Origin of the sequence: Amycolatopsis sp. NPDC047767 (assembly GCF_040704195.1) — a bacterium.
Classification (GTDB): Bacteria; Actinomycetota; Actinomycetes; order Mycobacteriales; family Pseudonocardiaceae; genus Amycolatopsis.
Genome location: NZ_JBEYSJ010000033.1, coordinates 56,009 through 73,640, shown reverse-complemented (window position 1 = coordinate 73,640; position 17,632 = coordinate 56,009). Strand labels below are relative to the sequence as shown.

Genomic DNA, 17,632 nt, shown 5'->3' with positions numbered 1-17,632 from the left:
GTTCGGCGCTGTCACCCCTCAAACGTCGTAGTACAAAGCGAACTCGTACGGGTGCGGGCGCAGCCGCATCGGGTCGATTTCGTGCTCCCGCTTGAAGTCGATCCAGGTCTCGATCACGTCCGGGGTGAACACACCGCCTTTGAGGAGGAACTCGTGGTCGGTTTCCAACCGGTCGATCACCGCCTCGAGCGACCCGGGGACCTGGGCGACCTCGCGGGCTTCGTCGGGTGGCAGTTCGTAGAGGTCCTTGTCGATGGGCGCCGCCGGTTCGGTCTTGTTGCGGATCCCGTCGAGCCCGGCCATCAGCATGGCGGCGAACGCGAGGTAGGGGTTGCCCGAGGAGTCGGGACAGCGGAATTCGATGCGCTTGGCCTTGGGGCTGGCGCCGGTGATCGGGATCCGGACACAGGCGGAGCGGTTGCGCTGCGAGTACACGAGGTTGATCGGCGCCTCGTAGCCGGGGACGAGGCGGTGGTAGGAGTTCACCGTCGGATTGGTGAAGGCCAGCAGGCTCGGCGCGTGGTGCAGGATGCCGCCGACGTAGTGGCGCCCGATTTCGGACAGGCCGCCGTAACCGGTCTCGTCGTAGAACAGGGGCCCGTTCTCGTCCCACAGGGATTGGTGGCAGTGCATGCCGGAGCCGTTGTCGCCGAAGAGCGGTTTGGGCATGAAAGTGACGGTCTTGCCGGCCGCCCAGGCGGCGTTCTTCACGATGTACTTGAACAACTGCAGGTCGTCGGCGGCGTGCAGGAGGGTGTTGAACTTGTAGTTGACCTCGGCCTGGCCGCCGCTGCCGACCTCGTGGTGGGCCTTCTCGACGACGATCCCGACGCCGGCCAGGTCGCGCACGATCTCATCACGCAGGTCGGCGTAGTGATCCCGTGGCGGGACGGGGAAGTAGCCGCCCTTGTACGGCGTTTTGTAGCCCTGGTTCCCGCCGGCTTCGTCGGCGCCCGTGTTCCACCAGCCCTCGATCGAGTCGACCTCGTGGAAGGCACCGTTCTCCGCCGAGTCGAACCGGACGGAGTCGAAGATGTAGAACTCCGCTTCCGGCCCGAAGAACGCCCGGTCCGCGATGCTGGATTCGGTGATGTACTGCTCGGCCTTGCGGGCGATGTTGCGCGGGTCGCGGCTGTACGCCTCGCGTGTGAACGGGTCGTGCACGAAGAAGTTCATCGCGAGCGTCTTCTGGGCTCGGAACGGGTCGACGCGGGCCGTGACCGGGTCGGGGAGCAGCAGCATGTCCGACTCGTGGATCGACTGGAACCCGCGGACCGACGAGCCGTCGAAGGCGAGCCCCTCGGTGAAGGACTCCGCGTCGAAGGAGACTGCCGGAACGGTGAAGTGCTGCATGATGCCGGGCAGGTCGCAGAACTGGACGTCGATGAACTGGACGTCCTCATCGGCGATGAAGCGGAGGATCTCGTCGGCGTTGGTGAACATGTTCTCCTGTCTCCTTCGCGGTATCGAGGACGCATTGCGGCGGGGAATGAGTTTACTGCACATCGAGGACGCCCACGGTGAGCTCGGCGGACCTCTTCTTCCAACGCGGCACAGTTTTGTGCGGGGCCTGGAACCAGCCACTGACGCCGACCCCGGGCGACGGTCCTCGCCCGGAAAATAGAGAATCTCCAACGGGATGTCGCACCACACCGGCGAATGTGCGCGGACGTCCGGTGTCAGGCTGTCGCTCCACGCCGGCGGCGGCGCGTCGCCGACGCCGGGACGAAGGCCCCGCAGAAGGCGGCTCGAATCCCAAACGGCGCGGTCAGGACCGAAGGCCGAGCAACAACTTCGTCAGCGCCTCGGGCTGGGAGAACGGTGCGAGGTGTGCGGCATCGAGCCGGTGCACCACGTCGGCTCGCGAGGCCATCCGCTCCTGGTCGGCGAGCTGGATTCCTTGGTCGCGTTCGCAGACGACATAGGTCGTCGGATGGTTTCGCGGCGGCGCGGTACTCACGCTGGTGAAGCTGGCCACCGATTGCGCCTGGCGGTTGCGGTGGAAGATCGCGAACCGGTCGGAGTCCACATCGGACCCGAGTACCTGTCGTGCGATCTCCTGGTCGTCGGTGATGTGCAGGGTGCCGTCCGGCCCGCCGGTGAGCCACTCCAGGTGGTGTTCGGAACGAATGTCCATCAAGGACTGACCGGCGACCGGCCAGAACGCAGTGAGGTAGGCGCTGTGGCGGATCTTCGGATGGTCGGCGACCTCGGTCAGGACCATTCCCCCGTAGGAGTGCCCGACCACGAACGCCTCGCCGGCGCACCGGTCGATCACCGCCCTCAGGTGCTTCGCGTCGGCGGCCAGATCGCCGAAGGCGGCGGGATCCGAGCTCGGCAGCTGCTCCACGACGTGCACCTCGTGACCGGCCGAACGCAGTCGATGCGCGACGTCGTCCCAGATCCAGCCGCCACACCAGGCGCCGTGCACCAGCACGATATCCATGTGATTCTCCAGTGAATCGCAGAAGCCGGCCCGCCGGCTCGGACAAGTGCCGGAAAAGCTGGTTGTCCGGTGCGAAAACCAGCTCGCGGCGGGTTCACTGTTCGCCCGGGAACACGCGTTGTCAAGACCGCGATTCGCGGCCATTCGCCAATCGGGAACGGCTTGACCTGCAGGAAGGTGCCACCTAACGTGGTCCCGTGGAAGGTACGGCATTCGCTAATCGGGAACGCACTGGATCGGCACCGCGACCGCCGGTCCAATCGCTCAGCAAAGCTCTGGACGTGTTGGAGGCATTCAGCTTCGAGCGGCCCGAATTGGCGCTCGGCGAGCTGAGCGCGGCGGTGGGCCTGCCGAAGTCGACCGTGCACAAGGTGGCCAGGACTCTGGTGGACCGCGGTTACCTCGTGCAGGATCCCGAAACGCGGCGCTATCGCCTGGGGCTCAGCACGTGGCACCTCGGCAGCGTGGCGATCGCACCGCTGGACGTGCGAACCGCCGCCGCCGGGCACCTGCGCCGGCTGGCCGCCGACACCGGCGAGCAGGTCACGCTCTGGGTTCTCGAACACGATCTGGCGATCTGCGTCGATCGGGTGGACAGCGCGCACCAGGTGCGGACCTACACCCGGCTCGGTACCGCCCGTGATCCGCTCGACCTGGCGGCCGGGCGTTGCCTGCTGGCCTGGCAAGCGGGTCGGTCCGACGGTGATGCGCGCCTGCGCCGCATCCGGGAACGCGGCTACGAGACCACCGACGCCGATCCGGCGACGGGGCGGGGTGTCGCGGCGCCGATCCGCGACGGGCACGGCGCGGTGACGGCCGCGACCACCGTGTCGGGGCCGACCAACCGGTTCGGCAGCGCCGCCGTGAAGCGGATCCTTCCCGATCTGCTGGGGGCGACGGGCGCGATTTCGGCCGCGCTCGGGCATCGGGCGCGGTGAAGCCCGCCCGCGATCGTCAGTTGTCCGGCGGGGCGTGACCGCGTGCCGCCGCGTCGCACGGAAAGGAACCGCATGCCCAGTACCGCGGACCTGGTCCTCGAGGACCGGGTGCACAGCCGCGTCTACACCGATCCCGGGCTGTTCGACCAGGAGATGGACCGGATCTTCGGGCGCACTTGGGTCTACGTCGCGCACGTCTCGGAGTTGCGCGAGCCCGGCGACTACAAGACGGCGCGGATCGGCCGGCACCCTGTCATCGTCGTCCGGGACACCGGTGGCGAGATTCGAGTGCTGTTCAACCGCTGCCGGCACCGCGCGTCGGTGGTGTGCCGCCAGCAAACCGGCAACGCGAACTTCTTCCGGTGCCCCTTCCACGGCTGGACGTACCGCAATTCCGGTGAGCTGCTGGGTGTTCCCGGGGCCGCGCGCTACGGCGACGACTTCGACAAGTCCACGCTCGGCCTGCTGCCGGTGCCGCGGGTGGACACCTACCGCGGGCTGGTGTTCGCCAGCCTCGACCCGGAAATCGTGGAGCTCACCGAGTACCTCGGCACGGCTCGGCACTACCTGGACACGATCTTTTTCCACCCCGCGTTCGAGCACGTGCTGGAGCTCTCGGCGGGAGTGAACCGTCAGGAGTACCCGGCGAACTGGAAACACGCGCTCGAAGGTGGTGTGGACGGTTACCACGCGATCACCCTGCACGAGACGTGGTTCAACATCCGGGAGCAGAGCCCGGACCGCACGCACGCGCGCCTGGCTTCCCGGGACGAGGCGGTCGGCTACAGCGAAGCGCACCCGTACGGGCACGTCCTGCTCGCTCGGTGGCCCGGCGAGACGGACATCGCCAAGTTCCGCGTCCAGTACCCCGAGTACACCGACCGGCTCGAACGCGAGCACGGCGCCGGGGTGTTCACCGCGCTCCTCGGCCAGTTCAACCTGATGATCTACCCGAACCTGCACCTGACGTTGCAGAACCTGCGGGTGATCACCCCGCTGTCACCGGCGAGAACCCAGATCACGATGACCCCGACTCTCTTCGCCGACGCGCCGCCGGAGCTGAACGCGGAGCGCTTGCGTGAGTTCGAAGAAGCGTTCGCCACCGGGGCCTTCATCTCCCCGGACGACGCGGAAGCGTTCGTCTGCGTGCAGGAAGGGGCAGCGGCCGTGGCCGGCGACCCGTGGCTGGTACTCACCCGGGGCCTGCACGAGGAGGAGCGGCGCACGGACGGAGTGCGGCGCGGCAAGCCCAGCGACGAGACACCGCAGCGCGGGCTGTTCCGCGAGTGGCGGCGGCTGATGACACAGGGGGAGCCGGCATGACACCGATGCGCCTTTCCCGGACCGAAGCCGAAGACCTGCTCTACGCCGAGGCCGAAGCCCTCGACGACGGCGACCTGCAGGGCTGGCTGGACATGTTCACCGACGACGCCGTGTACTGGGTGCCAGCCCGCCGCGACAGCACCGATCCCTCTCGCGAGGTTTCGCTCATCCACGACGATCGCGAGCGGATGCGCGAGCGCGTCTGGCGGCTCACGGAAGGGCCCGCACACGCCCAGATCCCGCAATCCGCGACCCGGCGGGTGATCGGCAACGTGCGAATCCGCGAGGACGCCGTGCTGTCCAATTTCATCCTGGCCGAGGACCGCAAGGAGACGCAGCGGGTGTTCGCGGGGGAGTACCGGCACCGGTTCCGGTGGGACGACGATCGGTGGAGGATCGCGGCGAAAACCGTCGTCCTGGTGAACTGCGAGTCCAGCATCTTCAACCTCACGTTCGTGATCTAGATGTCGCTGGTGCTGCGCAACGAGTTCGGCACGGTCCGGGTCAGCGTCGACACCGCCGGTGCCGGCCCCCGGCTGCTGGTGGAGAACCTGGAGACCGGCGCCGCCATCCACCTGGACGTGCTGGAGGTGGAGAGCCTGACCCGGCTCACCCACGACGACTTCGCCGGCCTGGTCCGGCCGCACTGACCCGAGTCACCCGAGCCATCCGAGCCATCCGAAAGGAACCGTCGTGCACGTGGAGTCCGACACCGCACGCTGCGAAGGATTCGCCAGCTGCGTGATCACCGCCCCGGAAGTCTTCGACCTCACCGACGACAACCTCGTGTCGATCCTCGACGAGAACCCCGACGAGTCCCAGCGCGCCGCGGTCGAGGAGGCGGTGCGCAGTTGCCCGCGCCAGGCGATCCGGCTGGCCGGCCGGTGACACGGGCGGCTCGGCGCCACGTGGCGGTGGTCGGCGCGTCGCTGGCCGGCGTGCGTACCGCGGAGGCGCTGCGAGCCGAGGGGTTCGACGGCCGGATCACCCTGATCGGTGCCGAACGCCATCCGCCCTACGATCGCCCGCCACTGTCCAAACAGGTGCTCAGCGGAGAGTGGGCTCCCGAGCAGACCCGGCTGGACGTCGACGGCCTCGCCGCCGAGCTGCTGCTGGGCCGGAGCGCGATCGGCCTCGACCTCGCGAAGCGCACGCTCCGGCTCGACGACGGCGACACGCTGGCCTACGACGCGGCCGTGATCGCCACCGGGACGACCCCGCGCGTGCCCTGGCGGTTACCTCCCGGCGCCCATCCGTTGCGCACCCTCGACGACGCGCTGGCTGTGCGCGCGGCGCTGAGTACCGCCACCACGGTCGCGGTCATCGGCGGTGGTTTCATCGGCACCGAGGTGGCCGCCGCCGTCCGGGGCCGCGGTCTTCCCGTCACCTTGCTGATGCCGGAACCCCATCCGCTGGCCCTGCTCGGTCCCCGCGTCGCCGGCATCGTGGCCGACGTCCATCGCGACCACGGCGTGACGTTGCGAACCGGTGTGCGAGTGCAGGGGATTCGGGGCCGCGATCACGTCGAGGGAGTCGTCCTGGCCGACGGCGAGACGGTGCCGGCCGATCTTGTCGTGCTCGGCACCGGCGTCGCCCCGGCCACGGGGTGGCTCGCCGGCTCAGGAGTGCCCGTGCGCGACGGTGTTCTGGTGGACGGCTCGCTCTCGGCCGACCCGGGCCGCACCGTGTTCGCGGTCGGCGACGTCGCCCGGTTTCCCGACCCGCGCACCGGGCGGCTCCGGCGCGTCGAGCACTGGACCAACGCCGTCGAACAGGCCCGGCACGCCGCCCGCGCCCTCGTCCGCGACGACCGCACGCCGTACACGGCGCTTCCGTACTTCTGGTCCGACCAATACGACCGGAAACTGCACTGCCTCGGCACTCCTGACCCCGCCGACCACGTGCGGGTCTCGTTCGGCCGGGGCACGTTCACCGCCACCTACGACCAGGGCGGCACCCTCACCGGCGCACTCGCGTGCAACGCTCCGCGCGAGCTGGCCCGGTTGCGCGCCGTCATGCTGAAGTCCGCGCCCATGCCGCGATGAGCGTGCACCGGCAGCCGCAAGACGTTGCCCGAGAGGAAACGCCCGATTCGCCGGTGCCACCGATCGGGGGTGGCGTGAACCGCGCGTCTCGGCGATGCTGCGAGGTCGGGACAGGAGGTGGCCGTGATGAAGGTCGTCATCGTCGGAGCGGGGGTCGGCGGGCTCACCGCGGCCCTGCGATTGCACCACGAAGGCGTCGAGTGCGTCGTCCATGAGCAGAGCGAGCGGATCAGCGAGCTGGGCGTGGGGATCAACGCCTTGCCGCACGCGGTCAAGGAGCTCGCCGCACTCGGCCTGCTCGACTCGCTCGACGAAGTCGGGATCCGCACCCGCGAGCTGTTCTACACCCACCGGCTGGGGCAGGTGATCCTGCGCAAGCCGTGCGGGCTGGACGCCGGGTTCACGCTTCCCCAGTTCTGCCTGCACCGTGGCCGGTTGCAGGGCATGCTGCTGCGGGCGGTCCGGGCACGGCTCGGTGCCGACGCGGTGCGAACCGGGCACCGGCTGATCGGGTTCGACCAGGACGACAGTGGCGTCCAGGCGCACTTCGCCGACCGGCACGGTGGCGCGCCGGCCACGGTGCGCGGCGACGTCCTGGTGGCGGCCGACGGGATCCACTCGACCGTGCGGTCCCTGCTGTTCCCGGCGGAGGGACCGCCGCGGTGGAACGGCGTCCTGATGTGGCGCGGTGCCACCGACTGGCCGGAGTTCGGCGGCGGTCGTTCGATGATCGTCGCCGGGGGCACCGCGGCCAAGCTGGTGGTCTACCCGATCGCGCCGGGCCGGAGCGCGGGCACCCGGCTCACCAACTGGGCGATCTGCATCCGCACCGGGCGACCCGGTGATCCGCCGCCGGAGCGCCAGGACTGGGCCAAGCCCGCCGACCGGGCGGAGCTGGCCCGCTACGTCGGGCGGTTCCGGTTGCCCACGGTCGACCACGCCGCGCTGGTCGAGGCCACCGAGGAGATCTTCGAGTTCCCGATGTGCGACCGCGATCCGTTGCCCGCCTGGTCGCACGGGCGCGTGACGCTGCTGGGCGACGCCGCGCATCCGATGTACCCGATGGGCTCCAACGGTGCCGGCCAGGCGATCCTCGACGCCACCAGCCTCGCCGGGCACCTGGCGCGGCACTCCGACCCCACCGCAGCACTTCGGGCCTACCAGGACGACCGCCTGGCGGCCACCGGCGAGATCGTGCTCCGCAATCGCGAGGGCGGGCCGGAGAACGTCATCGACGAGGTCGAGCGCCGCGCTCCGGACGGTTTTTCCCGCCTCGAAGACGTGATCGACGCGGCGGAACTGGAGGCCGTCGTCACCGGCTACGCCCAGGTTTCCGGGGCATCGCAGCAGCAGGTGAACGACCCCGGCCGGTGAACCTCAGGCGCCCTCCACCGAACCGGGCGGCAGGAAGTCGACGTCGTGCAGCGCCGACAGCCGGACCACCTCGGCCGGGTCCTCCAGGTTGTGCAGCTTGTCGAACAGCTCCGCGAGCCGCCCGGCCGGGCTCACCCAGAACAGCCCTCGGCTGATGTCCTCGCTGCGGTTGTAGTAGGCGTGGGGGAGGCCCTTCGGCATCCGCACGGTGTCGCCGGGGCCCGCGGTCTCCCACTTGCCGTCGAGGTAGAGGGTGAACACGCCCTCCAGGATGTAGATGTGCTCGTCCTGGGTCGGGTGCACGTGCGGCGGTACGCCGGTGCCCGGAGGATCGAGCGTCTCGAACGCGAAGCTCGATTCGCTGGCGGCCTTCATGGAGTAGGTGTGCCCGAGCACGTTCCACACCTTCTTCCGCATGCCCTCGTGGGCGGGAGTGATCCCCTTCGGTAGGGGACCGAGCACGATTTCCTCGCCGGTCATCACACCTCCTGGCCGATGGTCACCTCTGCTGAGCACTTTGCGCCATACCGGTCGCGTTGTACAGCGTTGACATGGCAGCCTTCGTCCTGGGTGAGGAGGTGTGTCGTGGCGGTGGTCGACGATGTCCGCGGCCTGGGTTCGGAGCTCGACCGTTCTTATCCGGTGTACGTGCGCGGCCGGTTGAAGTTCCGGGTCAAGCAGATCGTCTATGTCGCGTTCTCCCTCGACGAGGCGGTGATGGGGTTCGCGTTCCCGAAGGAGGAGCGTGCCGCGCTCGTCGCCGGCGAGCCGGAGAAGTTCCGGCTGCCGTCGGAGTCGGACCTGCGGTTCAACTGGGTCGACGCCGAGCTTGCCGCGCTGGACGCTGCCGAGGCTCGCGAGCTCGTCGTGGACGCGTGGCGGATGGTGGTCCCGCAGAAGGTTTCCCGCGCCTACGACCTCGCCCATCCCGACGGCCCGGGATGACGGCCGCCCGGCCCCGTAAGGTGACGGGAATGGTCGGGCACACAGACGGCGGGGCGGGATGAGCCGCCGTGCGACGCAGCTCGCCGGGCTCGACCTCAATCTGCTCGTCGTCCTGCGGGAGCTGCTGCGGGAGCGCAACGTGACCCGTGCGGCGGAGCGGGTCGGGGTGAGCCAGCCGGCGTTGAGCGCGGCTCTCGCCCGGCTGCGGCGCCACTTCGAGGACGACCTGCTGGTCCGCAGCGGCCGCGGTTACGTGCTCTCGCCGCTGGCCCGGCAGCTCGTGCGCCAGGTCGAGGACGTCTGCGCGGCCGCCGAGCAGCTGTTCGCCACCGGGTCGAGTTTCGCTCCCGGCACGTCGGTGCGGGAGTTCACGCTGCTGATGGCCGACTACACGCTCGCCGTGATCGGCCGGCCGCTGGCGGAGCTGTTCGAACGGGAGGCGCCCCGCGCGCGGCTGCGGATCCGGCTGGTCCGCGAGGCGCTGAGTGCGGATCTGCCCCGGATCGCCCGGTTCGTCGACGGGGTGGTCGCGCCGCCGATCGAGCTCGACGACCTGCCCCGGCTCCGCTCGGCCGAGCTGTTCCGCGACGAGTGGGTGTGTGTCGTGTGGGCCGGCCACGACGTCGGCGACGACGGGCTCACCCTGGCCGACCTGCAGCGGCTCGACTGGGTGGTGCCGTATCACCGGGAGCCGGGTGTGGCCCTGCCGCCCGTACCGCGGCGGCTGGCCGAGCTGGGGCTCGCGCCGCAGGTCGCGCTGAGCGTCGAGAGTTACCAGGCCGTGCCCGCGCTCGTGGCCGGAACACACCGGATCGCGCTGGTGCAACGCCGGCTGGCCGTCGAGTTCGCGAAGCGGCTGGACCTCAAGGTCCTCGAGTGCCCGGGCGAGCCCGAGGGCATCGTGGAGAGCCTGTGGTGGCACGACGACCTCGACCCCGACCCGGCGCACGCCTGGCTGCGCGAGGCGCTGCGCGGTATCGGCGAAGGGCTCAGCTGATCATCGCGGCGCAACCATAATCCAGACTGATTCCCGGGATCAGGATTTCTGACTTCCGGCCCTCGGCGGGGATTCCTAGAATCTTCCGGGACAAGCGATATATCGCAGCGGAGCGGTATTCGTGATCGGAAGGAATTTCCTGGATGTCGACGACCGTACCCATGGCAGACGAGCGACTGACTCCGGAAGCGCGACGATCGGTCGTCGGCGGCATCCTTTCCCTGTTCGTCGACAGCTTCGACATCTACCTGCCCGCACTCGTGCTGCCGGCGGTGATGGACTACTTCGAACCCGACTCGATGTCGGCCACGACGAAGGTCACCCTCGTGACCGTCATTTTCGTCGTGACCCTGCTCGGGCGGCCGATCGGCGGCCCCATCTTCGGCAACCTGGCCGACAAGATCGGCCGGCGGCGCGTCACCCTGATCACCGGGATCGGGTTCACGGTCGTGACCCTGCTGATCGCCCTCATGCCGGGCTACGCGAGCTGGGGTTACGGGTCCATCGTCGGGCTGATCCTGCTCCGCCTGATCGGCGGGATCTTCCTGGGCGGCGGCTACGCCGGGCCGGTTCCGCTGGCCATCGAGCGCTCGCCGATGCGCCGCCGCGGCCTGGTCGGCGGCGTGATGGCCGCCGGAGCGCCCGCGGCCATCACGCTGATCAGCATCATCCAGCTCGTCGTGCTGGAGCGGTTTTCCACCCCGGCACTGCAATCCTGGGGCTGGCGCATTCCCTTCTTCTTCGGGGTCCTGCTCGGAATTGCCTACGTCGTTTATTACTCGCGCGTCGAAGAGGTCGATCTCGAGGAGCTCAAGAAATCCCGCGACGGAAATCGCGCGCCGCTTTTCCAGCTGTTCAACCGGAAGAACATCCGCGGTTTCGGCCAGGTGTTCCTCCTGATGACCGGAATGTGGTTCGCCGCGCAGATCGTCCTGTCGTTCATGCCCGGGCTGCTCGTCGGGGTCCTGCACCAGAACCCCTCCGACGTCAGCACCCTGGAGATCATCGCCAACGTCGCGACGATCCTCGGCATGATCGGCGCCGGGGTGTGGGGGCAGCGGATCGGCCGCCGCAAGCTGCTGCTCGGCTGCGCCGTGGCCATCACCTTCGGGGCCGCCCTCGCGTACGTGCTCCTCGTCCTGCTCGCCCGTTCCGGGGCCGGGTTCCTGCCGATCGGGATCGTCGCGGTCGTCGCCTTCGTGCTGCCCAACGCCCCGCTCGGCTGTCTGGTCGTCTACCTCAACGAACGCTTCGGCGCCGGTGTCCGCTCCTCGGGTTACGGCACCGTCTACACGCTCAGCCTCATCCTGCCCGCGCTGTACAGCGTCTGGATCACCGTGCTGCAGGCCGTGCTGCCCTACGAGTACACCGCCGTGGTCCTGATCGTCCTCGGCGGCGTGCTCTTCTTCGCCGGCGCGTGGATCGGCCCGGAGACGCGGGGCACCGTGCTGCTCGGCGAGCCGGCCGGGGCGACCGCACCGCACGCGGACGCCGCGTCCGAATGATCCCGCACCCGAACCCGGAGGTCACGATCACCAACCCAGAGCCGCGCAGCAACCACCCGGTCGGTTCGCCCCGGTGGGCGACGACCCGGACCCAGTGGAAATCGATGGGCTACACCGACGAGCAGATCAGGCGCCCCAAGATCGCCGTCGTCAACTCGTCCTCCGGGCTGGCGCCCTGTTTCGCCCACCTCGACGCGATCGCCGCGGCGGTGAAGGACTCGATCGACGCCGCGGGCGGGCTGGGCTTCGAGATCCGGACCGTGGCCCCGACCGACTTCATCATGGCTGCCGGCCGCGGTGGTGGTTACGTCCTGTCGGGCCGGGACCTGGTGTCCTACGACATCGAAGCCGTCGTCGACGGGGCGCAGCTCGACGGGATGGTCTGCCTGGCCTCGTGCGACAAGACCACACCGGGCCAGCTGATGGCCGCCGCGCGCACCGACGTGCCCACGCTGGTCATCGCCTGCGGCTACCAGAGCTGCGGAGCCCTCGACGACGGCCGCCGCGTGGACATCGAGGACGTGTTCGTCGACGCCGGGAAGCTGGCGTCGGGCGCGATCGGCTTCGACGACCTGTGTGCCATGTCGGACCGGGCGATCACCGGCCCCGGCGTCTGCACCGGCATGGGCACGGCCAACACGATGCACATCGTCGCCGAGGCACTGGGCATGGCACTGCCCGGCACCGCGCCGACCCGCGCCAACAGCGACACCATGTGGGCGGCGGTCCGGGCTTCGGGCGCCGCGATCATCGCCGCGGTCGAGGCCGATCGGCGGCCCAGCACGGTGATGACGCCGGGCGCGGTCCGCAACGCGGTGGCCGCGGTGATCGCCGTCAGCGGGTCGATCAACGCGGTCAAGCATCTCGAGGCGATCGCCGCCGAGCTCCCCGGCGACCTCGACGTGCACGGCCTGTTCGAGGACCTCGGCCGCCACGTCGGCCCGCTCGCGGCGGTGCGGCCCAACGGTCCGGCGTCGATCGAGGAGTTCGACGACGCCGGCGGTGCCCGCGCCGTGCTGGCCCAGCTCGGCGACGTCGTCGACGGCTCGGTGCCGACGATGAGCGGCCGGACGATGGCCGAGAACCTCGCCGGCGCGGCGGTCGACCCGGCCGTGATCAGGGCGGAACCGATCCGGCCGCAGTCGACGATCGTGCTGATGCGGGGCAGCCTGTGCCCCGGCACGGGGATCGTCAAGCTGTCGGTCACCGAGACGCGCGCCCGCGCGTTCCGTGGCCCGGCAAGGGTTTACGAGTCCGCGCCCGCGGCCATCGAGGCGATCGAGCGCGGCGAGGTGCGGTCCGGTGAGGTGCTGGTGCTGAGGGGGCTCGGTGTCACCGGAACCCCGGGCATGGGCATGGCGTCGGCCGTGGTCTTCGCGCTCAACGGCGCCGGGCTGAGCGAGCAGGTCGCCTTCGTCACCGACGGGCAGCTCTCGGGGCTCGTCAACAAGGGCATCGTCGTCGGGGAGGTCACGCCCGAAGGCGGGGTGCCCGGCCCGCTCGGTGTGGTGCGCACCGGGGACGCGATCGCGATCGACGTCCCGGCCCGCACCGTCGAGCTGCTCGTGGCACCGGCCGAGCTCGAGCAGCGGCTCTCGGACTACCCCCGCACCCGGTCTCCGCAAACCTGGCCGGCCCGCCCGGGTTCGTGGCTCGGTGTCTACGCCGGCGTCGTGGAACCGCTCGACCGGGGCGCGACCCTGCGCCGTTCTTCTTCGTCCTAAGGAGTTTTGTTGCCTCACGCACTGACCGATCTGCGGGTGAACACCGTCACCCGGCCCGCCGACCGCGCCGCGGAATCGCTCGAAGCCGACGTCCTGGTCGTCGGCGCGGGCATCGCCGGCCTCACCGCGGCGATCGACGCGAAACGCTGCGGCCGCGACGTCGTGCTCGCCGACGCGCTTCCCGTCCTGGGTGGACAGTGCGTGAACTCCATGATCGGGTTGTTCTGCGGGATCTACGGAAACGCTCCCGAGTACCACCAGCTCACGCACGGGATCTTCGACGAGATGTTCCCGGCGCTGGAACGCTCCGGGGACATCGCGTACAACCGCACCCACACCCAGACCGTCCCCTACGACGAGGTCGTGCTGGGCCGGTGGTTCGAGAACCTCGTGTCCGAGCTCGGGATCAGGGTCGTCCTGGGCGCCTCGATCAGCGCGGTCGCCCTCGACGGCGGCGTGCTGGAGCGGGTCGAGTTCGCGACCCGGTACGGTCCGGTTTCGGTGCGCGCCAAGGGATTCGTGGACGCGACCGGCGACGCCGCACTGGCGTGGGAGGCCGGGCTGCCGTGCCGGGTGCCGGAACGGACGGTGTGGGGCTCGCAGCAGATCCGGCTCACCGGCCTGGTGGAGTCGGCCAAGCCCGACCCGGCCGAACTGGTGGCCCGCGTCGACGAGAAAGCCGACGAGTACGGCCTCGTCCGGCGCGACGGGCTCGCCTTCTTCTTCCCGGGGCGCGACACCGCCGTGATGAACATGACGCACGTCGAGGCACCGCTGACGGCGGTCGAGGCCGCGGAGGCGCAGCTGCGCGGACGGGCACAGGCCGACCGGGTCGTCGAGTTCCTGCGCGCCGAGTTCCCGGCGGCTTTCAAGGACGCTTCCGTGCTGGCGTACGGCTTTCCGGGCCGGCGGCAGACCCGCTGGCTCGCCGCCGACCACCAGCTCACGCTCGAAGAGGTCCGCCACGGCACCGCCTTCGAAGACGCGGTGGCGCGCACGGCGTGGCCGGTCGAGCTGCACGACCGGGTGTCGGGTTACGTCTGGGAGACGTTCGGGCCGGACCACGTGCACTACGTCCCGCTGCGCAGCCTGACCTCACCGGGCGCGCGGAACCTGGTCGCGGCCGGGCGGTGTGTCGACGGCGACGCCGCGGCGTTGTCGAGTGTCCGGGTGATGGGCCCGTGCTCGGCGATGGGCCGCGCCGCCGCGCACACGCTGGACCTGACCCTGGGCGGCGATGTCCACGACGTCGATCTGACCGCGCTGCGGGACCGCATCCGCGACAACGTGGAGGGCTGAGCGATGGTGGGCCTCACCGACGAAGAGAAGCGCATGCGCGACGGCGCGGAAGGCGACGCGGTCGCGGCGGCGATGGATCTGCTGATCCGCTACGCCGACGCGCTCGGCGCCGAGCGGCTGTGCGAAACCCGCAACGTCGCGGGCACGACCACACAACCTTCGCCGGCCAAGGAAAAACTGGTCGCGGAGGGCGGCTGGGCCAAGGCGTTCTCCGTGATCAGCCTCGACTGCGACGACGACCTCGAGATCCCGCCGATGCGCGTCCCGACGTGTCAGCTGCAGCACGGGTTCGGCGAAGACGCGCGCGGCATCATGCCCTACCCGGGGCACAAGATCGACCTGCAGGCCGAGGCCGAGTCGTTCGCCAGCAGCCGGGGCGTCAACGTGCTCGCCACGTGCACGCCGTACCAGGTCGGCAACCTCCCGACCTACGGCGAGCACGTCGCGTGGATGGAGTCTTCGGCGGTCGTCTACGCCAACTCCGTCCTGGGCGCGCGCACCAACTGCGAGGGTGGTGCCTCCACGGGCGCCGCGAGCCTGACCGGGCGGATCCCGTGCTGGGGCAACCACCACCGGGAAAACCGCTACGGCACGCACCTCATCGAGACGACGCTGGTGCCGGACGGGTTCCAGGACTGGGGGATGCTCGGCTACTTCGCCGGCGACGTCGTCCAAGAGGAGCGCCCGGTCGTCATCGGCGAGCTGGGTCGCCCGGATCTGGCGGACCTCAAGCACTTCGGTGCCGCGGCCGCGTCCTCGGGTGGCGTGGAGATGTACCACCTGCCGGGCCGGACCCCGGACGCGCCGACGCTGGAAGCCGCCTTCGGGGGCCGCTCGATCCCCGAACCGATCCGGTACGGCGAGGCCGAGCGCCGGGCGGTCTACGAGTCGCTGAACTCGATCGGCGACAGCGAGGACGTCGACTTCATCCTCCTGGGCTGCCCGCACGCTTCGCTGGAGCAAGTCGGCCGGGTCGCCCGCGCGCTGGAGGGGCGCAAGCTCTCCGCCGGGTGCGAACTGTGGCTGATGACGCCCCGCGCGTTGCGGACGGTCGCCGACCGCAACGGCTGGACCGAAACCATTCGGCGGGCCGGCGGGCGTGTGCTGACCGACTCCTGCCCGGCGATGTCGCGCGTCGCCCCGGAAGGCACGAGGGTGTTCGCGACCGACTCCGCCAAGCAAGCCCACTACCTGCCCGCGATCCTCGGGATCGAGGCGTGGTTCGGCACCCTCGAGGACTGCGTCGACGCCGCCGTCACCGGCCGGTGGCGCGGCTCGCTGGGGAAGGCAGCCCGATGACGGCGCCCGGGGTGCTGCTGCGCGGCCGCGGAATCGTGCCCGGCCGCGTCGTCGGCGAGGCGCTCGTTTCCCGGGAGACGATCTCTGGCTGGGGCGGCATCGACCCGGCGACGGGCACGATCATCGAACGCCGCCACGAGCTGTTCGGCGTGTGCTTCACCGGGAAAGTCCTGGTGTTCCCGGGCGCCAAGGGATCGTCGGGGTGGTCGGGCTTCTTCCAGTCCACGCGGCTGCTCGGCACCGCGCCGCTCGCGATGGTCTTCACCCGCCTCACGACGAAGGCCGCACTCGGCGCGATCGTCACCCGCGTTCCCGCCGTCACCGACCTCGACGACGACCCGGTCGCCCGCATCACCACGGGCGACCTCGTCGAGGTCGACGCCGACCACGGGCTGGTCAGGGTGCTCCCGCGCTGACGTCCCGGCGGCTCGGTGTCGGGCGGTGAGGTCCGGCCCGGACGCGTGTGCCCGACCTCACCGAGGGGCGCGTTGACCTTGACATCCGTGTGAAGGTTCGATCCTGGCGGCATGCGATACGAAACCCCGCGACCGGTCGAGACCCCGGACGCGAGCGTGCACCACAAGCTCCCGTGGGGGGCCCTGGCGGCGCTGGCCACTGCCGCGTTCATCACCATTCTCACCGAGGCGCTGCCGGCCGGGGTGCTGCCGGCGATGAGCGCGGACCTGAGGGTCGGCGAATCGGCGATGGGGCAGGCGGTGACGATCTACGCGATCGGGTCCGCGGTCGCGGCGATCCCGTTGTCCGCGGCGACGTCCAGGTGGCGGCGCAAACGGTTGCTGCTGGCCACGGTCGCCGGGTTCGCCGTGGCCAACACCGTCACGGCCGTCTCCGACTACTACGTGCTGACGATGGCCGGACGGTTCATCGCCGGAGTGGCCGCCGGGCTGGTGTGGGCGATGATGGCCGGATACGCGCGGCAGATGGTGGCCGGCCCGCTCCAGGGGAAGGCGACGGCTATCGCGATGGCGGGCGCGCCGCTCGCCCTCTCGCTCGGGGTTCCCGCGGGAACCCTTCTCGGCCAAGCACTCGGCTGGCGGGTCACCTTCTGGTCCATGACCGCGCTCGCGCTCGTCCTGCTCGGGTGGATCCGTCTCTCGGTCCCGGACCTGCCCGGGGAGGCCCGGCGCGGCCGGGCTCCGATGGCCCGGACGCTCCGGCTCCCCGGCGTCGCGCCGGTCCTGTTCGTCGTCCTGGCGCACAACATCCTCTACACCTACATCGCCACCTTCCTCGGCGGGCTGGGCATGGGCGGCACCGTCGACCTGGTGCTGTTCGTCTTCGGCTCGGCGTCGGTGCTGAGCATCTGGGTGGTGGGCGTGCTCATCGATCGTCGCCTGCGCACTCTCACCGTCGCCAGCACCGTGTTGTTCGCCGCGGCGGCCACGGTCCTGGCCGTGCTCGCCGACAGCGCTGTCGCGGTTTACGCTGCGGGGGCCTTGTGGGGACTGGGATTCGGCGGCGTCGCCACTCTCTTGCAAACGGCCGTGGCCGACGCGGCCGGTGCCGCTGCCGACATCGCCCAGGCCATGCTCGTCACCCTGTGGAACACCGCGATCGCGGTCGCCGGGGTCGTCGGCGGTCTGCTCCTCGACGGCTTCGGCCCCGCATCCTTCCCCTGGGCCGTCCTCGTGCTCCTCGCTCCGGTACTGATCACTGTGATCACCGCCGGCACACACGGTTTTCCCTCGAAGCGGCCGGGTGCTGCCGCCTGAGCCG

Annotated in this window: 18 protein-coding genes; 15 read left to right on the top strand and 3 right to left on the bottom strand. The window is 70.2% G+C overall.

Going from position 1 to position 17,632, the window contains the following annotated elements:
* Positions 1-18: 18 nt before the first annotated feature.
* Both glnA and AB0878_RS39435 read right to left on the bottom strand, forming a co-directional pair.
* Complete coding sequence (gene glnA, locus AB0878_RS39440; RefSeq protein ID WP_366586250.1) at positions 19-1,443, bottom strand: type I glutamate--ammonia ligase; 1,425 nt, start codon at positions 1,441-1,443, stop codon at positions 19-21.
* Between the two features lie 325 nt (positions 1,444-1,768).
* Entirely contained in the window at positions 1,769-2,446 is a 678-nt protein-coding gene (locus AB0878_RS39435; RefSeq protein WP_366586248.1) for an alpha/beta hydrolase, read from the bottom strand.
* A gap of 197 nt (positions 2,447-2,643) precedes the next feature.
* Here AB0878_RS39435 and AB0878_RS39430 point away from each other — a divergent pair, with 197 nt between their 5' ends.
* The 7 genes from AB0878_RS39430 (at position 2,644) to AB0878_RS39400 (ending at position 8,126) form a co-directional block, all read left to right on the top strand.
* Positions 2,644-3,384 (top strand): IclR family transcriptional regulator, encoded by a 741-nt coding sequence (locus AB0878_RS39430; protein ID WP_366586246.1) that lies wholly within the window; start codon positions 2,644-2,646, stop codon positions 3,382-3,384.
* A gap of 72 nt (positions 3,385-3,456) precedes the next feature.
* Entirely contained in the window at positions 3,457-4,707 is a 1,251-nt protein-coding gene (locus tag AB0878_RS39425; protein ID WP_366586244.1) for a Rieske 2Fe-2S domain-containing protein, read from the top strand.
* Complete coding sequence (locus AB0878_RS39420; RefSeq protein ID WP_366586242.1) at positions 4,704-5,171, top strand: aromatic-ring-hydroxylating dioxygenase subunit beta; 468 nt, start codon at positions 4,704-4,706, stop codon at positions 5,169-5,171. The genes AB0878_RS39425 and AB0878_RS39420 overlap by 4 nt, the downstream gene beginning before the upstream one ends.
* Positions 5,172-5,357, top strand: coding sequence for a hypothetical protein (locus AB0878_RS39415; RefSeq protein WP_366586240.1), 186 nt, complete (start codon positions 5,172-5,174; stop codon positions 5,355-5,357). It begins immediately after the preceding gene.
* Positions 5,358-5,400: 43 nt separating this feature from the next.
* On the top strand, positions 5,401-5,595 hold the full coding sequence (locus tag AB0878_RS39410) for a ferredoxin (RefSeq protein WP_366586238.1): 195 nt from the start codon (positions 5,401-5,403) through the stop codon (positions 5,593-5,595).
* Positions 5,592-6,752, top strand: a complete 1,161-nt coding sequence (locus AB0878_RS39405) for an FAD-dependent oxidoreductase (protein WP_366586236.1) — start codon at positions 5,592-5,594, stop codon at positions 6,750-6,752. The genes AB0878_RS39410 and AB0878_RS39405 overlap by 4 nt, the downstream gene beginning before the upstream one ends.
* A gap of 126 nt (positions 6,753-6,878) precedes the next feature.
* Positions 6,879-8,126 (top strand): flavin-dependent oxidoreductase, encoded by a 1,248-nt coding sequence (locus AB0878_RS39400; protein ID WP_366586234.1) that lies wholly within the window; start codon positions 6,879-6,881, stop codon positions 8,124-8,126.
* A gap of 3 nt (positions 8,127-8,129) precedes the next feature.
* Here AB0878_RS39400 and AB0878_RS39395 read toward each other — a convergent pair whose 3' ends face one another.
* On the bottom strand, positions 8,130-8,606 hold the full coding sequence (locus tag AB0878_RS39395; protein ID WP_366586232.1) for a cupin domain-containing protein: 477 nt from the start codon (positions 8,604-8,606) through the stop codon (positions 8,130-8,132).
* Positions 8,607-8,711: 105 nt separating this feature from the next.
* On the opposite strand from AB0878_RS39395, the gene AB0878_RS39390 reads away from it, so the two are divergent.
* The 8 genes from AB0878_RS39390 (at position 8,712) to AB0878_RS39355 (ending at position 17,628) form a co-directional block, all read left to right on the top strand.
* Positions 8,712-9,071 (top strand): hypothetical protein, encoded by a 360-nt coding sequence (locus tag AB0878_RS39390; RefSeq protein ID WP_366586230.1) that lies wholly within the window; start codon positions 8,712-8,714, stop codon positions 9,069-9,071.
* Positions 9,072-9,129: 58 nt separating this feature from the next.
* Entirely contained in the window at positions 9,130-10,068 is a 939-nt protein-coding gene (locus AB0878_RS39385; RefSeq protein ID WP_366586228.1) for a LysR family transcriptional regulator, read from the top strand.
* 161 nt (positions 10,069-10,229) lie between these two features.
* Positions 10,230-11,573 carry an MFS transporter gene (locus tag AB0878_RS39380; RefSeq protein WP_366586226.1) on the top strand — a complete coding sequence of 448 codons (1,344 nt, stop codon included), beginning with the start codon at positions 10,230-10,232 and terminating at the stop codon, positions 11,571-11,573.
* A gap of 104 nt (positions 11,574-11,677) precedes the next feature.
* Positions 11,678-13,297 carry a dihydroxy-acid dehydratase gene (locus tag AB0878_RS39375; RefSeq protein WP_366586224.1) on the top strand — a complete coding sequence of 540 codons (1,620 nt, stop codon included), beginning with the start codon at positions 11,678-11,680 and terminating at the stop codon, positions 13,295-13,297.
* A gap of 9 nt (positions 13,298-13,306) precedes the next feature.
* Positions 13,307-14,596 carry an FAD-dependent oxidoreductase gene (locus tag AB0878_RS39370; protein WP_366586222.1) on the top strand — a complete coding sequence of 430 codons (1,290 nt, stop codon included), beginning with the start codon at positions 13,307-13,309 and terminating at the stop codon, positions 14,594-14,596.
* Positions 14,597-14,599: 3 nt separating this feature from the next.
* Entirely contained in the window at positions 14,600-15,895 is a 1,296-nt protein-coding gene (locus AB0878_RS39365; RefSeq protein WP_366586220.1) for an aconitase X catalytic domain-containing protein, read from the top strand.
* A complete protein-coding gene (locus tag AB0878_RS39360; protein ID WP_366586218.1) occupies positions 15,892-16,311 on the top strand; it encodes a DUF126 domain-containing protein in 420 nt (139 codons plus the stop codon). Before AB0878_RS39365 ends, AB0878_RS39360 begins: the two co-directional genes overlap by 4 nt.
* 111 nt (positions 16,312-16,422) lie before the next feature.
* Positions 16,423-17,628, top strand: coding sequence for an MFS transporter (locus tag AB0878_RS39355; RefSeq protein WP_366586216.1), 1,206 nt, complete (start codon positions 16,423-16,425; stop codon positions 17,626-17,628).
* Positions 17,629-17,632 lie beyond the last annotated feature (4 nt).

Bases quoted from the DNA above. Each gene is read 5' to 3' on its own strand.
- AB0878_RS39360 (WP_366586218.1), top strand. From the start codon at position 15,892: ATGACGGCGCCCGGGGTGCTGCTGCGCGGCCGCGGAATCGTGCCCGGC.
- AB0878_RS39385 (WP_366586228.1), top strand. From the start codon at position 9,130: ATGAGCCGCCGTGCGACGCAGCTCGCCGGGCTCGACCTCAATCTGCTC.
- AB0878_RS39420 (WP_366586242.1), top strand. From the start codon at position 4,704: ATGACACCGATGCGCCTTTCCCGGACCGAAGCCGAAGACCTGCTCTAC.
- AB0878_RS39415 (WP_366586240.1), top strand. From the start codon at position 5,172: ATGTCGCTGGTGCTGCGCAACGAGTTCGGCACGGTCCGGGTCAGCGTC.
- AB0878_RS39395 (WP_366586232.1), bottom strand. From the start codon at position 8,606: ATGACCGGCGAGGAAATCGTGCTCGGTCCCCTACCGAAGGGGATCACT.
- AB0878_RS39435 (WP_366586248.1), bottom strand. From the start codon at position 2,446: ATGGATATCGTGCTGGTGCACGGCGCCTGGTGTGGCGGCTGGATCTGG.
- AB0878_RS39365 (WP_366586220.1), top strand. From the start codon at position 14,600: ATGGTGGGCCTCACCGACGAAGAGAAGCGCATGCGCGACGGCGCGGAA.
- AB0878_RS39380 (WP_366586226.1), top strand. From the start codon at position 10,230: ATGGCAGACGAGCGACTGACTCCGGAAGCGCGACGATCGGTCGTCGGC.
- AB0878_RS39355 (WP_366586216.1), top strand. From the start codon at position 16,423: ATGCGATACGAAACCCCGCGACCGGTCGAGACCCCGGACGCGAGCGTG.
- AB0878_RS39375 (WP_366586224.1), top strand. From the start codon at position 11,678: ATGGGCTACACCGACGAGCAGATCAGGCGCCCCAAGATCGCCGTCGTC.
- AB0878_RS39400 (WP_366586234.1), top strand. From the start codon at position 6,879: ATGAAGGTCGTCATCGTCGGAGCGGGGGTCGGCGGGCTCACCGCGGCC.
- glnA (WP_366586250.1), bottom strand. From the start codon at position 1,443: ATGTTCACCAACGCCGACGAGATCCTCCGCTTCATCGCCGATGAGGAC.
- AB0878_RS39425 (WP_366586244.1), top strand. From the start codon at position 3,457: ATGCCCAGTACCGCGGACCTGGTCCTCGAGGACCGGGTGCACAGCCGC.